Origin of the sequence: Nocardioides sp. GCM10030259 (genome assembly GCF_042666375.1) — a bacterium.
Classification (GTDB): Bacteria; Actinomycetota; Actinomycetes; order Propionibacteriales; family Nocardioidaceae; genus Nocardioides.
Window position 1 is genome coordinate 12,308 of record NZ_JBHTDF010000026.1, and the last position, 17,920, is coordinate 30,227.

Consider the following 17,920-nt stretch of genomic DNA (forward strand, 5'->3'; position numbering starts at 1 on the left):
GTCAGCCGAGCTCCGCGACGAGGTCCCGCACCTCGTCGCGGAGCTCGGTCGCCTTCCGGGACTCGACCTCGGCGCGGACCCGCGCCTCCTCCCCCGGCAGCGCCGCCTCGGCGAGGGCGAGCGCGGGTGCCCAGGCGAGGCTGGGCAGCTGCCGGTTGTAGCCGAACCGGTCGGCGTAGACGAGCAGGCGTACGGCGAGGGCCGCCCGGGTCGAGTCCGGGTCGTCGGCGAGCTCCCACTCGGCGAGGCCGACCAGCACCGACCCGAACACCGGGTAGTCGAGGACCCCGACGGCGCCGTCGAGGATCCCCGGCACCTTGTCGGCCAGGTCTCGGCGCAGGTCGGCGACCTCGCCCGAGCGGCCCGACCGGACGTGGGCCGCCACGGCCGCGGCCTCGGCGTACAGGGTCCACGGCTCGAAGCCCGCGCTCGCGTCGAGTCCCGGGAAGGTGCGCGCCGACAGCGTCGTCACAGCGTCGCGGTACCCCCGGAGCGCGGCGTCGGTGCGGCCGGCGGCGAGGTCGAGCTCGGGTCGTCCGCACAGCAGGATGATCGCGGCACCGAAGACGCCGGTGCCCGAGTCGTCGGCCTCGATCTCGTCGAAGATGCGCTCGGCGTCCTCGATCCGGCCGTCCTCCATCGCGCCCAGCGCGAGGACCGCCTTGAGCTGGGCGACGTCCTCGTCCGCGCCGAGGGCCTGCAGCACCGGGATGGCGCCCCGGGCGTACTCCGTCGCGGCCCTCGTGTCGCCGATCTGCAGGGTGAGCCCGGCGAGCTGAGCGCGGATGAGCGCGCCACCCCAGGGGCCGTGGCGGTCGTCGGCCAGGGCCAGGGCGTCGAGGCCGCGCCGCTCCGCCAGCCGGACCTCGCCCGCGTTCTCGTGGAACTGGCTCGCCCACATCATCGCCATCTGCGCCACCTGCTGGTCGTCATCGGCGCAGAGCGCCTCCAGCGGGTCCGGCATCCCGTCGCCGAGGCTCCGCCGGACGGCCAGCAGGACCGTGGCCGAGACGCCGGCCCGGGTGGTCCGGTCGCCGGGGCCGATCTCCTCGAGCCGGTCGAAGGCGCGCGCCGTGACGGAGTCGGAGAAGATCAGGGAGTTGAAGGCGATCGCCGCCAGCGTCGTCCGGAACGGCTCCTCGAGCTCCGGCGCGACCGCGGCCCCTGCCACCAGCTCCTCGATCTCCGGAGCGAGGCCGACGACCTTGAGGTGGCTGCCCTCGATGGTCCAGAAGTCCGACAGGCAGGCGACGAGGACGACGACCGCGTCCACGTCGTGCTCGCGCAGGCAGCGACGGAGCAGGTCGACGAGGTTGCCCTCCTCGGCCCGGATCGCGGTCATCGTCTCGACCTGGTCGGGGCTGAAGAGGCGTCGCGTGCAGCCGAGCGCGAAGGCCACCCCCCACTCGCGCAGGCGGGCGATCGCCTCGATGTCGTCGCCGGAACCGACGAGCTGCATCTGGCCGAACTCACGGACGGTCTCGAGCAGCCGGTAGCGAACCGTGCCGGGCCCCTCGACGACCGTCACGAGCGACTGGTCGACGAGGTTCGCGAGCGGTCCGAGCGCGTCGCCGCCGATGACCGCCGCCGCCCCGTCCAGCGAGAACCCGTCGCGGAAGATCGACAGCCGCCGCAGCGCGACGCGCTCGGCGTCGTGGAGCAGGTTCCAGCTCCAGTCGATGACCGCCAGCAGGGTCTGGTGGCGCTCCGGGGCGTCCCGTGAGCCGCCGCGCAGCAGCGTGAAGCGGTCCTCGATGCGCCGCCCGATCTCGCCGACCGACATGACCCGCACCTTCGCCGCCGCGAGCTCGACCGCGAGCGGCAGGCCGTCGAGGCGGGCGACCAGCGAGCGGACCTCCGCGCCGTCGAGGCGTACGCCGGGTCGGGCGGCCGTGGCCCGCTCGCCGAAGAGCTCCACGGCGTCGTCGAGGCCGAGCTGCGGCAGCTGGTAGACCCGCTCGGCGGCGAGCCCGAGGGGCGCGCGGCTGGTCGTCAGGACCCTGAGCGACGGTGTGCGCTGGACCAGGACGGACACCAGGTCGGCGACCGCGTCGACCAGGTGCTCGCAGTTGTCGAGGATCAGCAGGGCCGGGGCGGTCCCGACCTGGTCGACGATGCGGCTGACGAGGTCGGTACGCCGTGCCGCGGCGGACGTCAGCCGACCGGCGACCGACTCGCGGACCCCGAGCACGTCGCCGACCTCGACGGCGACGCCCTCCGGCGAGGTGACGCCGGCGAGCTCGACGAAGTGGACTACGGGCTGCTCGGCCAGCCGCCCCATCAGGTGCGCGAGCCGGGTCTTGCCGAGGCCGCCCGGGCCGACGATCGAGGTCACCCGCGAGGACCGGATCATCTCCTCGAGCGCGGCGACGTCGTCCGCCCGGCCGATCAGCCGGGACGCCTCGTAGAGCAGCCCCGCGCGAACGGGGTGGTCGCGGGCGAGCAGCTCGGCGTGCAGCGCCTGCAGCGCCGGGCTCGGATCGATGCCGAGTCGGTCGGCGAGGTCCACGCGGTAGGCCTCGTAGCGCTCGAGCGCGGCCGGCGCGCCGTGCACGCCCGCCACGGAGCGGAGCAGCGCCTCGACCACCTCGTCGTCGCGCGGGGCGCGCTCCAGGAGCGGCAGCGCGGCGGCGTACTCGCCGGACAGCGCGAGCCGGAGGCCCTCGGGACGCAACGCCCAGGCGTCGACGTCGCCGGACGTCAGGGCGATCCGGTAGCCGCGCGCCGTGCGCTCGATCGTCTCCGCGTCCGTGGCCGACCGGGCGCGGGAGACGACCACCTGCAGCGCCTTGGTGGGGTTCGCCGGCACGTCGTCGCCCCAGATCTCCTCGACCAGGGCGGACTCGGACAGTCCCCGCGGGCCGGCGTCGACCAGCGAGCGCAGGAGTGCGTGCGTCCGCTCCCCCGGGACCGGCGCACCGTCCCAGGTGACCTCGTCGAGCACGCGGAGCCGGATCACGTCCGCGATCATGCCAGCGCGACGGTCACCGGGTGCGCAGCTACCGCACGACGTCGAAGACGTTCTTCTGGATCCCGTTGGCGTAGACCTCGTGCTCGACCAGCCGGAGCCGCTGCTTGTCCCGGTCGCTGTCGCTGAAGAGGCTCTTGCCGGCGCCGAGCAGCACCGGGAAGACGAGCAGGTGGTAGCGGTCGATGAGGTCGGCGTCCGAAAGCGAGCGGTTCAGGTGGGCGCTGCCCGCCATCAGGATCGGGCCGCCGCCGGACTCCTTGAGGGCACGGACGTCGTCCATCGAGCGGAGGATCGTCGTCGGCCCCCAGTTGTCCACCAGGTCGGCGTCGGCGAGGGTCGTCGAGACGACGTACTTCGGGACGTCCTTGACCACGGCGAACTCGGCGATGTCCGGCCAGATGGGCGCGAACGCCTCGTAGCTGACCCGGCCGAACATCATCGCCGACGCCTCCTCCATCTCGCGGCCCTTGATCTCGTAGGCCTCGGGGAGGAAGTCGATGTCCTTGAACGTCCACCCGCCGCTGCGGTGGGTCTCCGACGGGACGCCCCCGCCGGGTGAGTCGATGACGCCGTCGAGCGAAACGAAAGCGGTGGAGATGAGGGTGCGCATCTGGGCTCCTTCGTCGGGAAGTGGAGACTACTCACCCATCCCACGAACGGGCCGACCGGAATTCGACAGCCCGGCTAGTGTCCTGAGTCGGAAGTCCATGCGCACTGCGCGTGCTCAGGGCGCGTGCATCGCAAGGCGCCGGAGCGACGCCATACCTGTTCGTCTCGCGAGCGACGGCAACGCGGCGAGGTGTGTGCCATGTGTGCGCGAAGCGCACACGGACTTTTGATTCAGGACACTAGACCCGCTGCACCGCCCCGGTCCGCTCGGCGGCCAGCGCGACGGCGGCGTCGCGTGCGGCCGCGGTGTCCTCCTCCGTCAGCGTGCGATCGGCGGCACGGAACCGCAGCGCGAAGGCCAGCGACTTCTTCCCCTCGCCCACCTGCTCGCCGGTGTAGACGTCGAAGAGCCGCACCGACTCCAGCAGGTCGCCGGCGCCCTCGCGCAGCGCGGCCTCGACCGCGGCCGTCGTGACCGCGGTGCCGACGACCAGCGCGACGTCCTCCTTCGCGACGGGGTACGTCGAGAAGTCAGGGCCAGGCGCGACGTCGCGCGCGTGGCGCATCAGGGCGTCGAGGTCGATCTCGACCGCGGCGCTGCGCTGTGGGAGGCCGAACGCCTGGCAGACCTTCGGGTGCAGCTCGCCGGCGTGGCCGATCTCGAGGTCGCCGATGCGGATCAGGGCGCAGCGGCCCGGGTGCCACGGCATCCGCTGGGCGGCGGCCACCTCGAGGTCGACGCCGAGCTCAGTGCCCAGCCGACGCACCAGCGCGACCGCGTCGGCCCAGCCCGCGTCGCGGCCCTCGCCCCACCAGCCGGAGCGCTCACGCTCGCCGGCCAGCACGACGGCGAGGTGCAGCGGCTGCCGCGGGATCGCCTCGAACAGCTTCGCGAGCTCGTCGTCGGTCGGCCGCCAGTCGACGCCGTAGATCGGCGCCGGGCCGCGGTCGGCGGGGAAGGCCACCGTGCCGGTCTCGAAGAGCGCCACTCCCGGGGCGCCGCGGCCGACGTTGCGGGCGACAGCCTTCAGCAGCCCGGGCAGCAGCGTCGTCGTGTACGCCGGCTCCTCGCTCGAGAGCGGGTTGGCCAGGCGCACGGTCTGCCGCAGCACGTCGTCGGCGGGCAGCCCCAGCGCGTCGAACGTCGCGTCGCCGACGAACGGGAAGCTGATCACCTCGACGCAGCCGGCACCCGCGAGGGTGCGGCCGACCCGCCGACGCAGGCGCTGCTCGCGGGTGAGCCCGCGTCCGGCCGCCTCGCGCGGGACCACCGACGGCACGCGGTCGTAGCCGACCACGCGCGCGACCTCCTCGACGAGGTCGAAGGGGTCGGTGAGGTCGGGCCGCCACGGCGGCGTGGTCGCCGTGAGCGTGCTGTCGTGCTTGTGGAGCGAGCAGCCGACCGCCTCGAGATGGGCCACGGTCGTGGCCGCGTCGATCTCCATGCCCGTGACCCGCGCGGGCAGGTCGTAGGAGATGGTGATCCGCGGCTGCTCGGGCGGCGAGCCGACCACGGTGACACCCTGGTCGACCGTGCCGCCGCCGTACGTCGTGAGCAGCTCGACCACGCGGTCGGCCGCGGCCTGGGTGACGACGGGGTCGACCCCGCGCTCGTTGCGCTTGCCGGCCTCGGAGGTGATCTTGTGACGCTTGCCGGTGCGGAACATCGACGTGGCGTCCCAGTGGGCCGCCTCGACGAGGATGTTGGTGGTGGTCTCGGACATCTCGGTGGTCTCGCCGCCCATGACGCCGCCGAGGCCGATGATCCCGGAGTCGTCGGTCACGACGAGGTCCTCGGCCGACAGGGTGCGCTGGGCACCGTCGAGCGTGGTCATCCGCTCGCCCTCGCGCGCCCGGCGGACGCCGATCGCGCCCTGGAGCTTGTCGGCGTCGTAGCCGTGGATCGGCCGGCCGATCTCGAGCATCACGTAGTTGGTGACGTCGACGGCGAGCGAGATCGGGCGCATCCCCGCCTGCGTCAGCCGTCGGACCATCCAGTCGGGCGAGGCCGCGGCCGGGTCGAAGCCCGTGACCGTGCGGGCCACGAAGACCGGGCAGCCCACCGGGTCGTCGATCCGCACCGGGTGGCCGGTGCCGTTGGGCTCCGGGAAGGAGCGGTCGGCCGGGTCGCGGTACGGCGCGTCGTACGCCAGCGCCGCCTCGCGGGCGATGCCACGAAGCGAGAGCGCGTAGGCGCGGTCGGGGTTGATCTCGAACTCGATGACCTCGTCGTCGAGCCCGAGCACCGGGAACGCGCTGTCGCCGGGCTCGCCGGCGCTCTCTGGCAGCACGATGATGCCGTCGTGGTCCTCCCCCAGCCCGAGCTCGCGGGCGGAGCAGATCATGCCGGCCGAGACGTGGCCGTAGGTCTTGCGCGCGGAGATCTCGAAGCTCCCCGGCAGCACGCCGCCCGGGAGGATCACCACGACCAGGTCGCCGGGCGCGAAGTTGTGCGCGCCGCAGACGATGCCCTGGGGCTCGCCGGTGCCGTTGGCGGCGCCGACGTCGACCGTGCACCAGTTGATGGTCTTGCCGTTCTTCTGCGGCTCGGGCTCCATCGTGAGCACCTTGCCGACGACGAGCGGGCCGGTGATCTGGTCGCCGGGCCGCTCGATCGCCTCGAGCTTCAGCCCGAGCGCGGTCAGCCGCGCGGCGAGGTCCTCGGTCGTGACGCCGGCCGGCAGGTCGACGTACTCGCGGATCCAGCTGACAGGGGCCTTCACAGCTCACTCCCGAATGCCGTGGTGAAGCGGACGTCGCCCTCGAAGAGCTCCCGCAGGTCCTCGATGCCGTGCCGGAACATCAGCGTCCGGTCGATGCCCATGCCGAACGCGAAGCCGGTGTAGCGCTCCGCGTCGACGCCGCAGGCGGCGAGCACGCGCGGGTTCACCACGCCGCAGCCGCCCCACTCGATCCAGCCCTCGCCGCGGCAGGTGCGGCACGACGCGCCGTCGAGCTCCCCCGCACCGCGGCACACGAAGCAGACCAGGTCGACCTCGGCGCTCGGCTCGGTGAAGGGGAAGTACGACGGGCGGAACCGCGTGCTGATGCCCTCGCCGAACATCTGCGCGGCGAAGTGGTCGAGCGTGCCCTTGAGGTGGGCCATCGTGATGCCCTCGTCGACCGCCAGGCCCTCGACCTGGTGGAAGACGGGGCTGTGCGTCGCGTCGTACTCGTCGGTGCGGAAGACGCGGCCGGGGCAGATGACGTAGATCGGGGGGTTGCGCGACAGCATCGTGCGCGCCTGCACCGGCGAGGTGTGGGTGCGCAGCACGAGGTGGTCGTCGCCGGGGTCGGTCCAGAACGTGTCCTGCATGGTGCGGGCAGGGTGGTCGGGCCCGAGGTTGAGGGCGTCGAAGTTGAGCCACTCGGCCTCGATGACCGGTCCCTCGGCGACCTCCCAGCCCATCGCGACGAAGATGTCGGCGATCAGCTCGGCGCCGGTCGTGAGCGGGTGGCGGGCGCCCGTCGGGACGCGGTCGGTCGGGAGCGTGACGTCGACGGTCTCCTCGACGAGCATCCGCTCCTCGTGCTCGACCTCGAGCACGGCCTGCCGCTCGCCGAGCGCCTTGTTGACGGCGCCGCGGGCCTGGCCGATGCGCTGGCCGGCCTCCTTGCGCCCCTGCGGCGGCAGGGCGCCGATCTCGCGGTTGGCGAGCGCCAGCGGGGAGCGGTCACCCGTGTGGTCGATCCGGACCTGCTTCAGCTCGGCGAGGTCGGCGGCGGCTGCGATCGCGGCGAGTGCTGCGTCGCGCGCGGCCTCGACCTCCTCGGCCTTCAACGGGGTGACCTCCACGGGGTCGTAGTCGGTGTTGGGTCCGGACACGGCTGCTCTCTCGTCGTCAGTGTCAAGTGCCGAGTCTAGGGAGGCGCGGCGGCCCGTCGCGAACCGGTAACCGTCCGGCGGACGTCAGTCCACGCGCAGCGCGCCCGAAGCGGGCAGGAGGATGTCGATGCGCGCGCCGCCCGCGTCGGCGTCGTCGATCGTCACCGTGCCCCCGTGGGCCCGGACGAGGCCGTTGACGAGGTAGAGCCCGAGGCCGGAGCCACCACGCTGGCCGCTGGTCCAGAACTTCGTGAACACGCGCCGGCGCAGCTCGCGCGAGATGCCGTCGCCCTCGTCGGTGACGGTGAGCCGGATGCCGGGCGCGTCGGGCGCGTGCTCGGCGGCCGCCAGCACCACGCGGACGGTCCCCTCACCGTGGCGGACGCCGTTCTCCACCAGGTTGGTCACGACCTGGGTGAACTTGTCGGGATCCACGTCGATCTCGGCGAGGTCCTCGGCGACGTCGATCTCGATCGGGCGGCTGGTGCTGGCGGCGACCGACTCGACGACCCGGCGGCTGAGCACGCCGGCGTCGGACGGCCGCGGGTACAGCTGGAGCCGGCCGGTGTCGATGCGCGCGACGTCGAGCAGCTCCGCGATCAGCCGGCTCAGGCGGTCGGAGTCGGCCGCGACGGTGGTCAGCATCAGCTTCTTCTGCTCGTCGGTGAGCTTGTCCCAGCGGTTCAGCAGCGCCTGGACGAACCCCTTGACGCCGGTCAGCGGCGACCGCAGCTCGTGGGCGACGGTGGCGACGAGGTCCGACCGCTCGCGGTCGAGCCGGGCCCGGCCGCGACCGGAGCGGAGGCTCACGGCCACGCCGCTGATCGCCTCCGCCAGCGCCGGCCGGTGGATCCGGGCCGCGACGAGCACCTCGGTGCCGTCGGGGAGCAGCCACGACTGCTCCGGCACGGCCGTGCGGGTCGACAGGCCGACGTAGGGGCAGTTGTACGACACCCAGCTCCGGCCCTCCTGGTCCTGGAGCGCGAGGACCTCGCTCAGCGGCTCGCCGACGGAGACCGCCGGGTCGACTCCGAGCCAGGTCGCGGCCACTCGATTCAGCGCGGTGACGGCGCCGGCGCCGTCAGCGAGCACCACACCGTCCGGGAGCAGGTCGAGGGCGTCGTCCACGAGGTCACCCTAGAGGGGGGCGTCTTGAACCGCAGCGCGCAGGCGCTTCCCCCACGGGTCGCCGACCCGCGCGGACGCGACCGTCAGCTCCGCCGGTGCACCCGCGCCGAGGCGTAGAGGCACAGGGCGGCGGCGGTCGAGAGGTTGAGGCTCTCGGCGCGTCCGTGGATCGGGATGCGGACCCGGTGGTCCGCGAGGCTCGCGACCTCGGCGGGCAGGCCCCACGCCTCGTTGCCGAACAGCCACGCGGTCGGCGCGGCGAGGATCTCGTCGGCGTCGTCGAGGTCGACCTCACCGGCGCCGTCGGCGGCCAGCACCTGGAGGCCGGCCGCCCGGGCGGCGCGTACGGCGGCAGCCGGGTCGAGCTCGAGCGCTATCGGCAGGTGGAACAGGCTGCCGACGCTGGCCCGGACGGTCTTCGGGTTGTACGGGTCGACGGAGTGGGCGGCCAGCACCACCGCGTCCGCGCCCGCGGCGTCCGCGCAGCGGATCACGGTCCCGGCGTTGCCGGGGTCACGGACGTCGGCGCAGATCGCGGCCAGACGGGACCCGTCGAGGACGTGGTCGACCGGGCGGTCGAGGAAGCGGCAGACGCCGACGACGCCGGCGGGCGTCACGCTGTCGCTGAGGCTCGCGAGGGCCCGGTCGTCGACCAGGGTCCACCGCGGCGCGGCGGCCGCCAGCTCGGCGTACTGCTCGGTGGCCTGGGCGGTGGCGAAGACCTCGACCAGACAGCTCGCCCCAGAATCCAGCATCGTGCCGAGCGCACCTTCGACGGCCTTCGGGCCGTCGGCAAGGAAGAGCCGCCGCTCGGAGCGTTCCGAGCGGCGGCTGAGCTTCCGGCTCTCCTTGACGCGGGCGTTGCCCGCAGTCAGGGGTGCGTCGTGCGTCAGGCCGAGACCTTGGGCGCGTTGACGTCCTCGGGCAGGGCGGCCTTGGCGGTCTCGACGAGCGCGTTGAACGCCGCGATGTCGTTGACGGCCAGGTCGGCGAGGATCTTGCGGTCGACCTCGACGCCGGCCAGGTTCAGGCCCTGGATGAAGCGGTTGTAGGTCATCCCCTGCGCACGCGCGGCGGCGTTGATGCGCTGGATCCACAGGCGGCGGAAGTTGCCCTTGTTCTTGCGGCGGTCGTTGTAGCTGTAGACCAGCGAGTGGGTGACCTGCTCCTTCGCCTTGCGGTAGAGGCGCGAGCGCTGGCCGCGGTAACCGCTGGCGCGCTCGAGGGTCGTCCGGCGCTTCTTCTGGGCGTTCACTGCCCGCTTGACGCGTGCCACTGTCTTACTCCTTGTTGCTTGTTAAGTCTGGGTGCGGGAGTCGGTCAGAGACCGAGCATCTTCTTCGCGCGGGGGACGTCGGCCTTGGCGACCTCGACGGTCCCGGTCATGCGGCGGGTCACCTTGGAGGGCTTCTTCTCCAGGTTGTGGCGCTTGCCGGCCTTCTCGCGAAGGATCTTCCCGGACCCGGTCACGCGGAAGCGCTTGCCGGCACCGGAGTGGCTCTTGTTCTTCGGCATTGCTGTGTCTCTCTCTCGTTGCTGCAGATCGCGCCGGCCGAGCGGTCTCGGACTGGCTCGACCGGCGGTCTCGCGGTCTGCGGGAGGTTCAGGCGTCGATCTCGGGATCGAGGTTCTCGGAGCGGCCACGCTCCTTCTTCTGCGCCACCGGTCCGGCGGCGTGGGCGGCGTCGCGCTCGGCGCGCTCCTCCGCCTGGAGGGCCGCGCGCTCGGCGGCACGGGACTCCTTCTCGGCCTTCATCTCGACCTTGGCGTCGGCCTTCTTCTTGTGCGGGCCGAGCACCATGATCATGTTGCGGCCGTCCTGCTTCGGCGCGGACTCGACGAAGCCCAGGTCGGTGACGTCCTCCGCCAGCTTCTGCAGCAGGCGGAAGCCCAGCTCCGGACGGTGCTGCTCACGACCACGGAACATGATCGTGATCTTGACCTTGTCGCCAGCCCGCAGGAACCGCACGACGTGACCCTTCTTGGTCTCGTAGTCGTGCTGGTCGATCTTCGGGCGGAGCTTCATCTCCTTGATGACGACGTTCGTCTGGTTCCGACGTGCCTCACGGGCCTTCTGGGCGTTCTCGTACTTGAACTTCCCGTAGTCCATGAGCTTGCAGACGGGCGGCTTGCCCTGCGGCGCGATCTCGACGAGGTCGAGGTCTGCCTCCTGGGCAAGCTTCAGGGCCTGATCGGTCGGCACGATGCCGACCGTCTCCCCGTTGGGTCCAACGAGCCGGACCTCGGGTACCCGGATCCGCTCGTTGATACGCAGCTCGGTGCTGATGTGTCCTCCTGGTGGCCAGATGACCGGAAGCCCGCCGCCGCGGGCCCCTGGAGGAGGTCCGAAATCAACGATGGCTTCCGCTTGGTGCAAGCGGAAGCCAGTCGGAAGGCCTCCCACGCCCGTGGGAGAGCCACCGCGACACGGGACCTCGGCGGCGTACGCCGGCGCCCAGCGCCTCGGGACCGGACCCGACGACCTGTGGAGCAGGGCGGTCGATGCGGGTGGGAGGCGATCGTGCTGACCTCCGCTTGTGGGATCTGCTCCGGCTCGGCCGCGGCCTGGTGGACGCTGTCGGGTCAGAACTGATCGGTCAACGAAGAATGTTAGCCGAAGATTCCCCGTCGGGCCGAATCCAGGCGACGCCGCCGGCGACCCTGGCGAGCGTCCAGCCCTCGGCGAGCCCGCGCAGGTCGTCGCCCTCGACGACGAATCGCACCGGCCCGGCGAGGTCGACCACCAGGGCCGCGGCGCCGTCCTGGAGCGCGGACCGGGCGGCGAGGTCCGCCGCCACCGGCACGGGACGTGCCTCGGGGTTCCACGCGGCGAGCGGGTCGGTCCCTGTGAACGCGAGCAGCGCGAGCCGCCCGTCCGCGCCCTGCACGAGCACCGTCGCCATGTCGCTGGTCTTGTCGTGGGCGAGCCCGGCCTCGTCGTGCTCGACCTCGCCGAGCAGCGCGACGACCGGCACCAGCAGCCGCGACCGCTGCAGCGCGGCGAGCGCGTCGGGGTACGCCGCGGGGTCGCGCGACCAGGCGGCGAGCGCCTGCGCGAGCCCGGCCGAGGCCGACCCGTCGTCGCCCGCGAAGCCCGGGTCCGGGATCACGCGTGAGTGGGTGGGGTCGGGCTCGAGCACGGCGCCATTCTCCTCGCGCCCGGCCCCGGAGCCGAATCCGACGGGGACGTGACTCGTCGCACGATTCAAAGTCGAGTGTTTCAGTTGATTTAGGTGGTCAACTGGTCTAGACATGGTCGGCATGTCCACGACAGCCCTGGCGGACAGTCCCGCCACCGCTCCCCCACGACCACGGATCCGCCGGCCCGGGAGGAGCCGGCTCGCCTTCCTGCGCCGCTGGGTCTCGCCGGTCGTCCTCGTGCTCCTCTGGCAGCTGCTGAGCACCGCCGGCGTGATCGACGAGCGCACGCTCGCCGCGCCCACCGAGGTCGTCTCGACGGCGATGGAGCTCGTGCGCGACGGCACGCTCGGCTCCGAGACGCTCGTGTCGCTCCAGCGCGTCGGCCTGGGCGCCCTCATCGGCGGCGTCATCGGCCTGTCGTTCGCCATCCTGGCCGGGCTCAGCCGCTTCGGCGAGGACGCGATCGACCCGCCGATGCAGATGCTGCGCACGCTCCCGCACTTCGGCCTGATCTCGCTCTTCATCACCTGGTTCGGCCTCGGCGAGACGCCCAAGATCGCCCTGATCGCGATGGGCGTGGCCTTCCCGCTCTACCTGAACACGCTCGGCGGCATCCAGGGGATCGACCGGAAGATGCTCGAGGCCGCCCGGTCGATGCACCTGACCCGGCGGGAGCAGATCCGGCACGTCGTCTTCCCGGGTGCCCTGCCCCAGACACTCGTCGGCCTGCGCCAGAGCCTGGGCATCGCGTGGCTGTCGCTGATCGTCGCCGAGACCATCGCGGCCGACGCCGGCCTCGGCTACATGATCAACGACGCCCGCGAGTTCCTCCGCACCGACGTCATCGTCGTCGGCCTCGCCATCTACAGCTTCCTCGGCCTCGCGACCGACGCCATCGTCCGCTACCTCGAGAGGAGGGCTCTCGCATGGCGAGCCTGACCACCGAACGCACCGCTTCGACCGCCGGCCCGGTCGCCCGGGTCCGGGGGCACGACCGCTCCTTCGGCGATACCCACGTGCTCCGCTCCATCGACCTCGACGTCGCACCGGGCGAGTTCGTCGCACTCCTCGGCCGCAGCGGCTGCGGCAAGTCCACGCTGCTGCGCAGCCTGGCCCACCTCGACCCGGCCCCGGCCGGGGAGGTCGAGGTCTCCGGGCGCACGTCCGTGTCGTTCCAGGAGCCGCGGCTGCTGCCGTGGCGCCGAGTGCGCGAGAACGTCGAGCTGGCGCTGCTCAACGGCCCGGAGCGCCGCCGGCGGGCGGACCTCGCGGAGCAGACGCTGCGCGAGGTCGGCCTCGCCGAGAAGCTCGATGCCTGGCCGCTGCGGCTCTCGGGTGGCCAGGCCCAGCGGGTCTCGCTCGCCCGGGCGCTGGTCAGCAACCCGGCCCTGCTGCTGCTCGACGAGCCGTTCAGCGCCCTCGACGCGCTGACCCGGATCGACATGCACCAGCTCGTGATCGAGCTGTGGCGCCGGCACTCGATGGCCGTGCTCATCGTGACCCACGACGTCGACGAGGCCATCGCGCTCGCCGACCGGGTGCTGGTGATGGACGACGGTCGGATCGCGCGCGAGTGGTCGATCGGCCCGCGCCGCGACGACCGCGCGCCGTCCCAGCCCGAGATCGCCCGGATCCGCACCGAGCTGCTCGACGCGCTCGGCGTACGCCCGACCCCACCGAACCCGAACCGCACCGACGTACGGAAGCAGGGAGCAGCATGACGCGCCACCACACCCACCGGACGAAGCTGACCGCCCTCGGCGCGGCCCTGGCCGCCGTCCTCGCCCTCGCCGGCTGCGGCGGGTCCGCCACCGGCAACGAGGGCGCCGTCGACGACGACGGCAACGTCGACCTCTCGAAGGTCACGCTGACCGTCGGCGACCAGAAGGGCGGGTCCAAGGCCCTGCTCACGGCCGCCGGCCTGCTCGACGACGTCGAGTACGACGTCGAGTGGAAGGAGTTCACCTCCGGTCCCCCGCTGCTCGAGGCACTCAGCTCCAACGCCATCCACATCGGCGGTGTCGGCAACACGCCCCCGCTCTTCGCGGCGGCGGGCAAGGGCGAGTTCCAGGCGATCCAGGCAGCGACGTACGGCGGCACCGGCGACGCCATCGTCGTGCCGCCCAGCTCGCCCATCAAGAGCGTCGCCGACCTCGAGGGCAAGACGATCGGCGTCGCCGAGGGCAGCTCGGCCAACTACAACCTGCTCGCCCAGCTCGAGAAGGCAGGGCTGAAGTTCTCCGACGTCACCGTCAAGGACCTCCAGCCGGGCGACGCGCTGGCGGCGTTCGACGCGGGCCACCTCGACGCATGGGCGATCTGGGAGCCGTACACCTCGCAGGCCGAGATCGAGGCCGGCGCGAAGGTGATCGCGGACGGCACGGACGTCGTCAACGGGCTGGTGTTCCAGGCCGCGTCGAACGCCGCCCTCGAGGACGAGGCCACGGCCACCGCCCTGCAGGACTACGTCGGCCGGATCGCGCAGGCACAGGTCTGGTCGCAGACCCACCAGGAGGAGTGGGCGAAGGTCTGGGCCGAGGAGACCGGCCTGCCGGAGGAGGTCACCCTCGCCGCGGTGAAGAAGCGGAAGATCGAGCTGGTGCCGATCGACCAGTCGGTCATCGACTCCGAGCAGGAGATGGCGGACACCTTCGTCGCCAACGACCTGCTGCCGGAGGAGTACGACGTCTCGCCGTACTTCAGCGACGAGTACAACCACCACACGACCGGGGAGAAGTGATGGGACTCAAGCTGCACTGGTTCCTGCCCACCTCGGGTGACAGCCGGTCACTGGTCGGCGCCGGCCAGGGGGTGCCCGGCGGGATCACCGGACTCGGCGCGAGCGCGAGCGGCGACTCGGAGTTCCGCGCCCCGTCGATCGACTACCTGGCGCAGGTCGCCCGGACGGCAGAGCAGGCCGGGTTCGAGGGGGTGCTGACGCCGACCGGGACGTTCTGCGAGGACGCGTGGATCACCACTGCCGCGCTGCTGCGGGAGACGACGCGCCTGAAGTTCCTCGTGGCCTTCCGCCCGGGGGTGATCAACCCCGTGCTCGCGGCCCAGATGGCCGCGGCGTACCAGCGCCTCTCCGGGGGTCGGCTGATGCTGAACGTCGTGACCGGGGGCGAGCCGCGCGAGCAGGCACGGTTCGGAGACACGGCGCCGAAGGACGAGCGCTACGCGCGCACCGACGAGTTCCTGGCGGTCGTGCGCGGCACGTGGGGAGACGCGCCGTTCGACTTCCACGGCCGGTTCTACGACGCCGAGGGCGCGCTGGTCAGCGGGGGGATCGACCCGGTGCCGCCGATCTACTTCGGCGGGTCGTCGGGGCCGGCTGGCCCGGTCGCGGCGCGGCACGCGGACGTCTACCTGACGTGGGGCGAGCCGCTCGACCAGGTCGAGGAGAAGCTCGACTGGATCCGCGGGCTCGCGGCCGAGCAGGGACGCACACTGCGCTTCGGGCTGCGCCTCCACACGCTGTCGCGCGACACCGCCGAGGAGGCCTGGCAGCACGCGCAGTGGCTGCTCGACGGGCTCGACCCGGCGACGGTCGCGAAGGCCCAGGAGGCGCTGCGGCAGAGCGAGTCCACCGGTCAGCGCCGGATGCTCGGGCTGCGGTCGGGCACGGCGTACACGTCGGCCCGCGAGCTGGAGGTCGCGCCGAACCTGTGGGCCGGCGTCGGCCTCGTCCGCGGCGGCGCCGGGACCGCGCTCGTCGGCAGTCACGAGGAGGTGGCCGACCGGATCGAGGACTACCACCGCCTCGGGATCGACGAGGTGATCCTCTCCGGGTACCCGCACGTCGAGGAGGCCTACCGGTTCGCGGAGGGTGTGATGCCGGTGCTGCGGCAGCGCGGGCTGATCGGCGGCGCACCCGCGCACGCGAAGGTGGCGGCACTCGCCTGACCCGTCACCCCCGGTGTGGGACATTGGAGGTGTGGACGACGCTGCATGGGCCGCACTCACCCTGAGCCTGACGGTGCTGGGCGGCATCTGGACCTGGGCCGCCTTCCGGCGCCGCGGGCTGACCTCCGGCCTGCGGGCGCTCGGGTTCACGCTCCTGCCGCTGGCGGCGTACCTCACCGAGACGCTGCAGATGTTCACCCGCATCGGCGACGCGATCACCGACTGGGCCGCCCGGCTGGTGTTCAGCCCGACGGTGTGGCTCGGCGTGATCATCGGCGGCGTCGGCATCGTGCTGATCGTCGTCTCCGGCATGCTGCGCTCCCGCCAGCTCGGGACGAAGGAGAAGGCGCCGAAGCAGGTCGGCTCGGCCGGTGAGAAGCCCGCCGCCCGGTCGTCCCGGGGCGCTCCGGCGATCGACGGCGACCCCGAGATGGCCGAGATCGAGGCGCTGCTGCGCAAGCGGGGCATCAGCTGATGGCGCCGACCGACGTGGACCGCAACAGGTTGTGGTCCAGGCTCAACGACGCGGTCGCGAAGCAGGGTGTCCCGCTGCCGACGCCGGTGTTCGTGGTCGACCTCGACGCGTTCGACGCGAACGCGGACGACCTCGTACGCCGCGCGGGCGGGCTGCCGATCCGGGTCGCATCGAAGTCGCTGCGCATCCCGGCGCTCATCGAGCGCGCGCTCGCCCACGACGGCTTCCGGGGCGTGCTGGCGTACACGCTGCGCGAGGCGCTCTGGCTGCACCGCCACGGCATCAGCGACGACATCGTGGTCGCCTACCCGACCGTCGACCGCGGCGCGCTCGCCGACCTGGTCACCTCGCCGGAGGCGGCGGCCTGCATCACGATCATGGTCGACAGCACCGCGCACCTCGACGTGGTCGACAGCGTGCGGCTCCCCACGGGGGTCGACGTCCGGGTCGCCCTCGACGTCGACGCCGGGCTGCGGTTCGCCGGCCAGCACATCGGCCCCAAGCGCTCGCCGCTGCAGGACACCGGCGCGATCGTCGGGCTCGCCCGCGAGGTCGCCCGCCGCGACGGCTTCCGCCTCGTGGGCGTGATGACCTACGAGGGCCAGGTCGCCGGGATGCAGGACACCGTGCCGACCGCCCGCACGAGGTCGGCCGTGCTGCGCCGGCTCAAGACGCTCTCGATGTCCCAGCTCGCGGTGCGCCGGGCCGAGCTCGATGAGGCGCTGCGGCAGGTGGCCGACCTGGAGTTCTGGAACGCGGGCGGCTCGGGATCGGTCGAGGCCACCGCCGCCGACCCGGTCGTCACCGAGATCGCCGCCGGCTCGGGGCTGCTGGTGCCGACGCTGTTCGACCACTACGCGTCGTTCGACCCCCGCCCCGCGTCGTACCTCGGCCTGCCGGTGGTCCGGCGACCCGCGCCCGGGATGGTGACGGTGCACGGCGGCGGGATCGTCGCGTCCGGCGCGGCGGGCGCCGACCGGCTGCCGACGCCGTGGGCGCCGGCCGGGCTGGCGTTGACCGGTCTCGAGGGGGCCGGCGAGGTGCAGACGCCGCTCAGCGGGAAGCCCGCGGACCTGCTCGAGGTCGGCGACCTGGTGTGGTTCCGCCCGGCGAAGTCGGGCGAGCCGTTCGAGCATGCCGTCCACGTGCACCTGCTCTCCGGCAGCGAGTTCGTCGACACGGTGCCGACCTACCGCGGCTGTGGCCAGGCCTTCTGACGCGGTCCTCGGGCTCCTCGAGGCCCGCCCGGCAACGTTGGGGGCCGGCCGGCTGCTGTGCGTCGACGGCCCCGCAGGGTCAGGGAAGACCACGCTCGCGACCGAGGTCGCCCGCGTCTCCCCCGGGGCCCGGGTCGTGCACATGGACGACCTCTTCGAGGGGTGGACGGGGCTGCCGACCGTCGACGCCCAGCTCGACGGGCTGCTCCACCCGCTCGCCGCTGGCCGGCCGGGGAGCTATCGCCGCTACGACTGGATCGCGGGAGCCTTCGCCGAGACCGTGACGGTCTCCCCCGTCCCGCTGCTGGTGCTCGAGGGTGTCGGGTCCGGCTCGCTCGGCACCGCCTCGCTGGCGACCGTGCTCGTGTGGGTCGAGGCGGCGTACGACGTGCGCATGCGGCGCGGGATCGAGCGCGACGGCGAGGCGTTCGCGCCGTACTGGGAGCAGTGGGCGGGCGCCGAGGCGGAGCACTTCGCCCGGCACCGCACCCGGGAGCGGGCCGACCTCTTCGTGACGACCTAGGGAACCGGTGTCGCTGTGGCATCGTCGGACCGGTCATGAGGCTCTCGGATCTGCGTCTCCCGATCGCGGTCGCTGCGTGCGCGTTGGCCCTGGCGGGCTGTGGTGACTCATCGTCACCGCGAGC

Annotated in this window: 17 protein-coding genes; 7 read left to right on the forward strand and 10 right to left on the reverse strand. The window is 72.7% G+C overall.

All coding sequences use genetic code 11. From position 1 onward, the window contains the following. Position 1 precedes the first annotated feature (1 nt). The 10 genes from ACFQQI_RS23625 to ACFQQI_RS23670 form a co-directional block, all read right to left on the reverse strand. Positions 2-2,971, reverse strand: coding sequence for an ATP-binding protein (locus ACFQQI_RS23625; RefSeq protein ID WP_378569072.1), 2,970 nt, complete (start codon positions 2,969-2,971; stop codon positions 2-4). 28 nt (positions 2,972-2,999) lie between these two features. Beyond that, positions 3,000-3,581 (reverse strand): dihydrofolate reductase family protein, encoded by a 582-nt coding sequence (locus tag ACFQQI_RS23630; RefSeq protein WP_378569073.1) that lies wholly within the window; start codon positions 3,579-3,581, stop codon positions 3,000-3,002. Positions 3,582-3,819: 238 nt separating this feature from the next. Beyond that, positions 3,820-6,303: a phenylalanine--tRNA ligase subunit beta gene (gene pheT / locus ACFQQI_RS23635; protein ID WP_378569074.1), complete on the reverse strand. Its 2,484-nt coding sequence runs from the start codon at positions 6,301-6,303 to the stop codon at positions 3,820-3,822. Then, the gene (pheS, locus tag ACFQQI_RS23640) at positions 6,300-7,406 is read right to left on the reverse strand and encodes a phenylalanine--tRNA ligase subunit alpha (protein WP_378569075.1); all 1,107 of its coding nucleotides are present in this window, start codon (positions 7,404-7,406) and stop codon (positions 6,300-6,302) included. The genes pheT and pheS overlap by 4 nt, the downstream gene beginning before the upstream one ends. A gap of 84 nt (positions 7,407-7,490) precedes the next feature. After that, entirely contained in the window at positions 7,491-8,534 is a 1,044-nt protein-coding gene (locus tag ACFQQI_RS23645; RefSeq protein WP_378569076.1) for an ATP-binding protein, read from the reverse strand. Between the two features lie 83 nt (positions 8,535-8,617). Continuing rightward, positions 8,618-9,427 (reverse strand): TrmH family RNA methyltransferase, encoded by an 810-nt coding sequence (locus ACFQQI_RS23650; RefSeq protein WP_378569526.1) that lies wholly within the window; start codon positions 9,425-9,427, stop codon positions 8,618-8,620. Beyond that, positions 9,424-9,810, reverse strand: a complete 387-nt coding sequence (gene rplT, locus ACFQQI_RS23655) for a 50S ribosomal protein L20 (RefSeq protein WP_300645985.1) — start codon at positions 9,808-9,810, stop codon at positions 9,424-9,426. Before rplT ends, ACFQQI_RS23650 begins: the two co-directional genes overlap by 4 nt. Before the next feature lie 44 nt (positions 9,811-9,854). Then, positions 9,855-10,049 (reverse strand): 50S ribosomal protein L35, encoded by a 195-nt coding sequence (gene rpmI / locus ACFQQI_RS23660; protein WP_157339999.1) that lies wholly within the window; start codon positions 10,047-10,049, stop codon positions 9,855-9,857. Positions 10,050-10,137: 88 nt separating this feature from the next. Continuing rightward, entirely contained in the window at positions 10,138-10,842 is a 705-nt protein-coding gene (infC, locus tag ACFQQI_RS23665) for a translation initiation factor IF-3 (protein ID WP_378569528.1), read from the reverse strand. A 289-nt stretch (positions 10,843-11,131) separates the two neighbouring features. Then, positions 11,132-11,674 carry an SseB family protein gene (locus ACFQQI_RS23670; RefSeq protein WP_378569077.1) on the reverse strand — a complete coding sequence of 181 codons (543 nt, stop codon included), beginning with the start codon at positions 11,672-11,674 and terminating at the stop codon, positions 11,132-11,134. Between the two features lie 121 nt (positions 11,675-11,795). On the opposite strand from ACFQQI_RS23670, the gene ACFQQI_RS23675 reads away from it, so the two are divergent. From ACFQQI_RS23675 to ACFQQI_RS23705, 7 genes are read left to right on the forward strand one after another with little or no spacing between them, the layout of a single operon-like run. Further along, positions 11,796-12,614: an ABC transporter permease gene (locus tag ACFQQI_RS23675; RefSeq protein ID WP_378569078.1), complete on the forward strand. Its 819-nt coding sequence runs from the start codon at positions 11,796-11,798 to the stop codon at positions 12,612-12,614. Continuing rightward, entirely contained in the window at positions 12,602-13,396 is a 795-nt protein-coding gene (locus ACFQQI_RS23680) for an ABC transporter ATP-binding protein (RefSeq protein ID WP_378569079.1), read from the forward strand. The genes ACFQQI_RS23675 and ACFQQI_RS23680 overlap by 13 nt, the downstream gene beginning before the upstream one ends. Next, on the forward strand, positions 13,393-14,415 hold the full coding sequence (locus ACFQQI_RS23685) for an ABC transporter substrate-binding protein (RefSeq protein ID WP_378569080.1): 1,023 nt from the start codon (positions 13,393-13,395) through the stop codon (positions 14,413-14,415). Before ACFQQI_RS23680 ends, ACFQQI_RS23685 begins: the two co-directional genes overlap by 4 nt. Further along, positions 14,415-15,581 (forward strand): LLM class flavin-dependent oxidoreductase, encoded by a 1,167-nt coding sequence (locus tag ACFQQI_RS23690; protein ID WP_378569081.1) that lies wholly within the window; start codon positions 14,415-14,417, stop codon positions 15,579-15,581. The genes ACFQQI_RS23685 and ACFQQI_RS23690 overlap by 1 nt, the downstream gene beginning before the upstream one ends. 31 nt (positions 15,582-15,612) lie before the next feature. After that, positions 15,613-16,056, forward strand: a complete 444-nt coding sequence (locus ACFQQI_RS23695; RefSeq protein WP_378569082.1) for a hypothetical protein — start codon at positions 15,613-15,615, stop codon at positions 16,054-16,056. After that, on the forward strand, positions 16,056-17,273 hold the full coding sequence (locus tag ACFQQI_RS23700) for an amino acid deaminase/aldolase (protein ID WP_378569083.1): 1,218 nt from the start codon (positions 16,056-16,058) through the stop codon (positions 17,271-17,273). The genes ACFQQI_RS23695 and ACFQQI_RS23700 overlap by 1 nt, the downstream gene beginning before the upstream one ends. After that, positions 17,257-17,796, forward strand: coding sequence for a uridine kinase (locus ACFQQI_RS23705; protein WP_378569084.1), 540 nt, complete (start codon positions 17,257-17,259; stop codon positions 17,794-17,796). The genes ACFQQI_RS23700 and ACFQQI_RS23705 overlap by 17 nt, the downstream gene beginning before the upstream one ends. Positions 17,797-17,920 lie beyond the last annotated feature (124 nt).

Excerpts from the sequence above, each read along its gene's own strand:
- ACFQQI_RS23625 (WP_378569072.1), bottom strand. The coding sequence starts at position 2,971 with ATGATCGCGGACGTGATCCGGCTCCGCGTGCTCGACGAGGTCACCTGG.
- ACFQQI_RS23630 (WP_378569073.1), bottom strand. The coding sequence starts at position 3,581 with ATGCGCACCCTCATCTCCACCGCTTTCGTTTCGCTCGACGGCGTCATC.
- rpmI (WP_157339999.1), bottom strand. The coding sequence starts at position 10,049 with ATGCCGAAGAACAAGAGCCACTCCGGTGCCGGCAAGCGCTTCCGCGTG.
- ACFQQI_RS23675 (WP_378569078.1), top strand. The coding sequence starts at position 11,796 with ATGTCCACGACAGCCCTGGCGGACAGTCCCGCCACCGCTCCCCCACGA.
- ACFQQI_RS23680 (WP_378569079.1), top strand. The coding sequence starts at position 12,602 with ATGGCGAGCCTGACCACCGAACGCACCGCTTCGACCGCCGGCCCGGTC.
- ACFQQI_RS23685 (WP_378569080.1), top strand. The coding sequence starts at position 13,393 with ATGACGCGCCACCACACCCACCGGACGAAGCTGACCGCCCTCGGCGCG.
- ACFQQI_RS23690 (WP_378569081.1), top strand. The coding sequence starts at position 14,415 with ATGGGACTCAAGCTGCACTGGTTCCTGCCCACCTCGGGTGACAGCCGG.
- ACFQQI_RS23700 (WP_378569083.1), top strand. The coding sequence starts at position 16,056 with ATGGCGCCGACCGACGTGGACCGCAACAGGTTGTGGTCCAGGCTCAAC.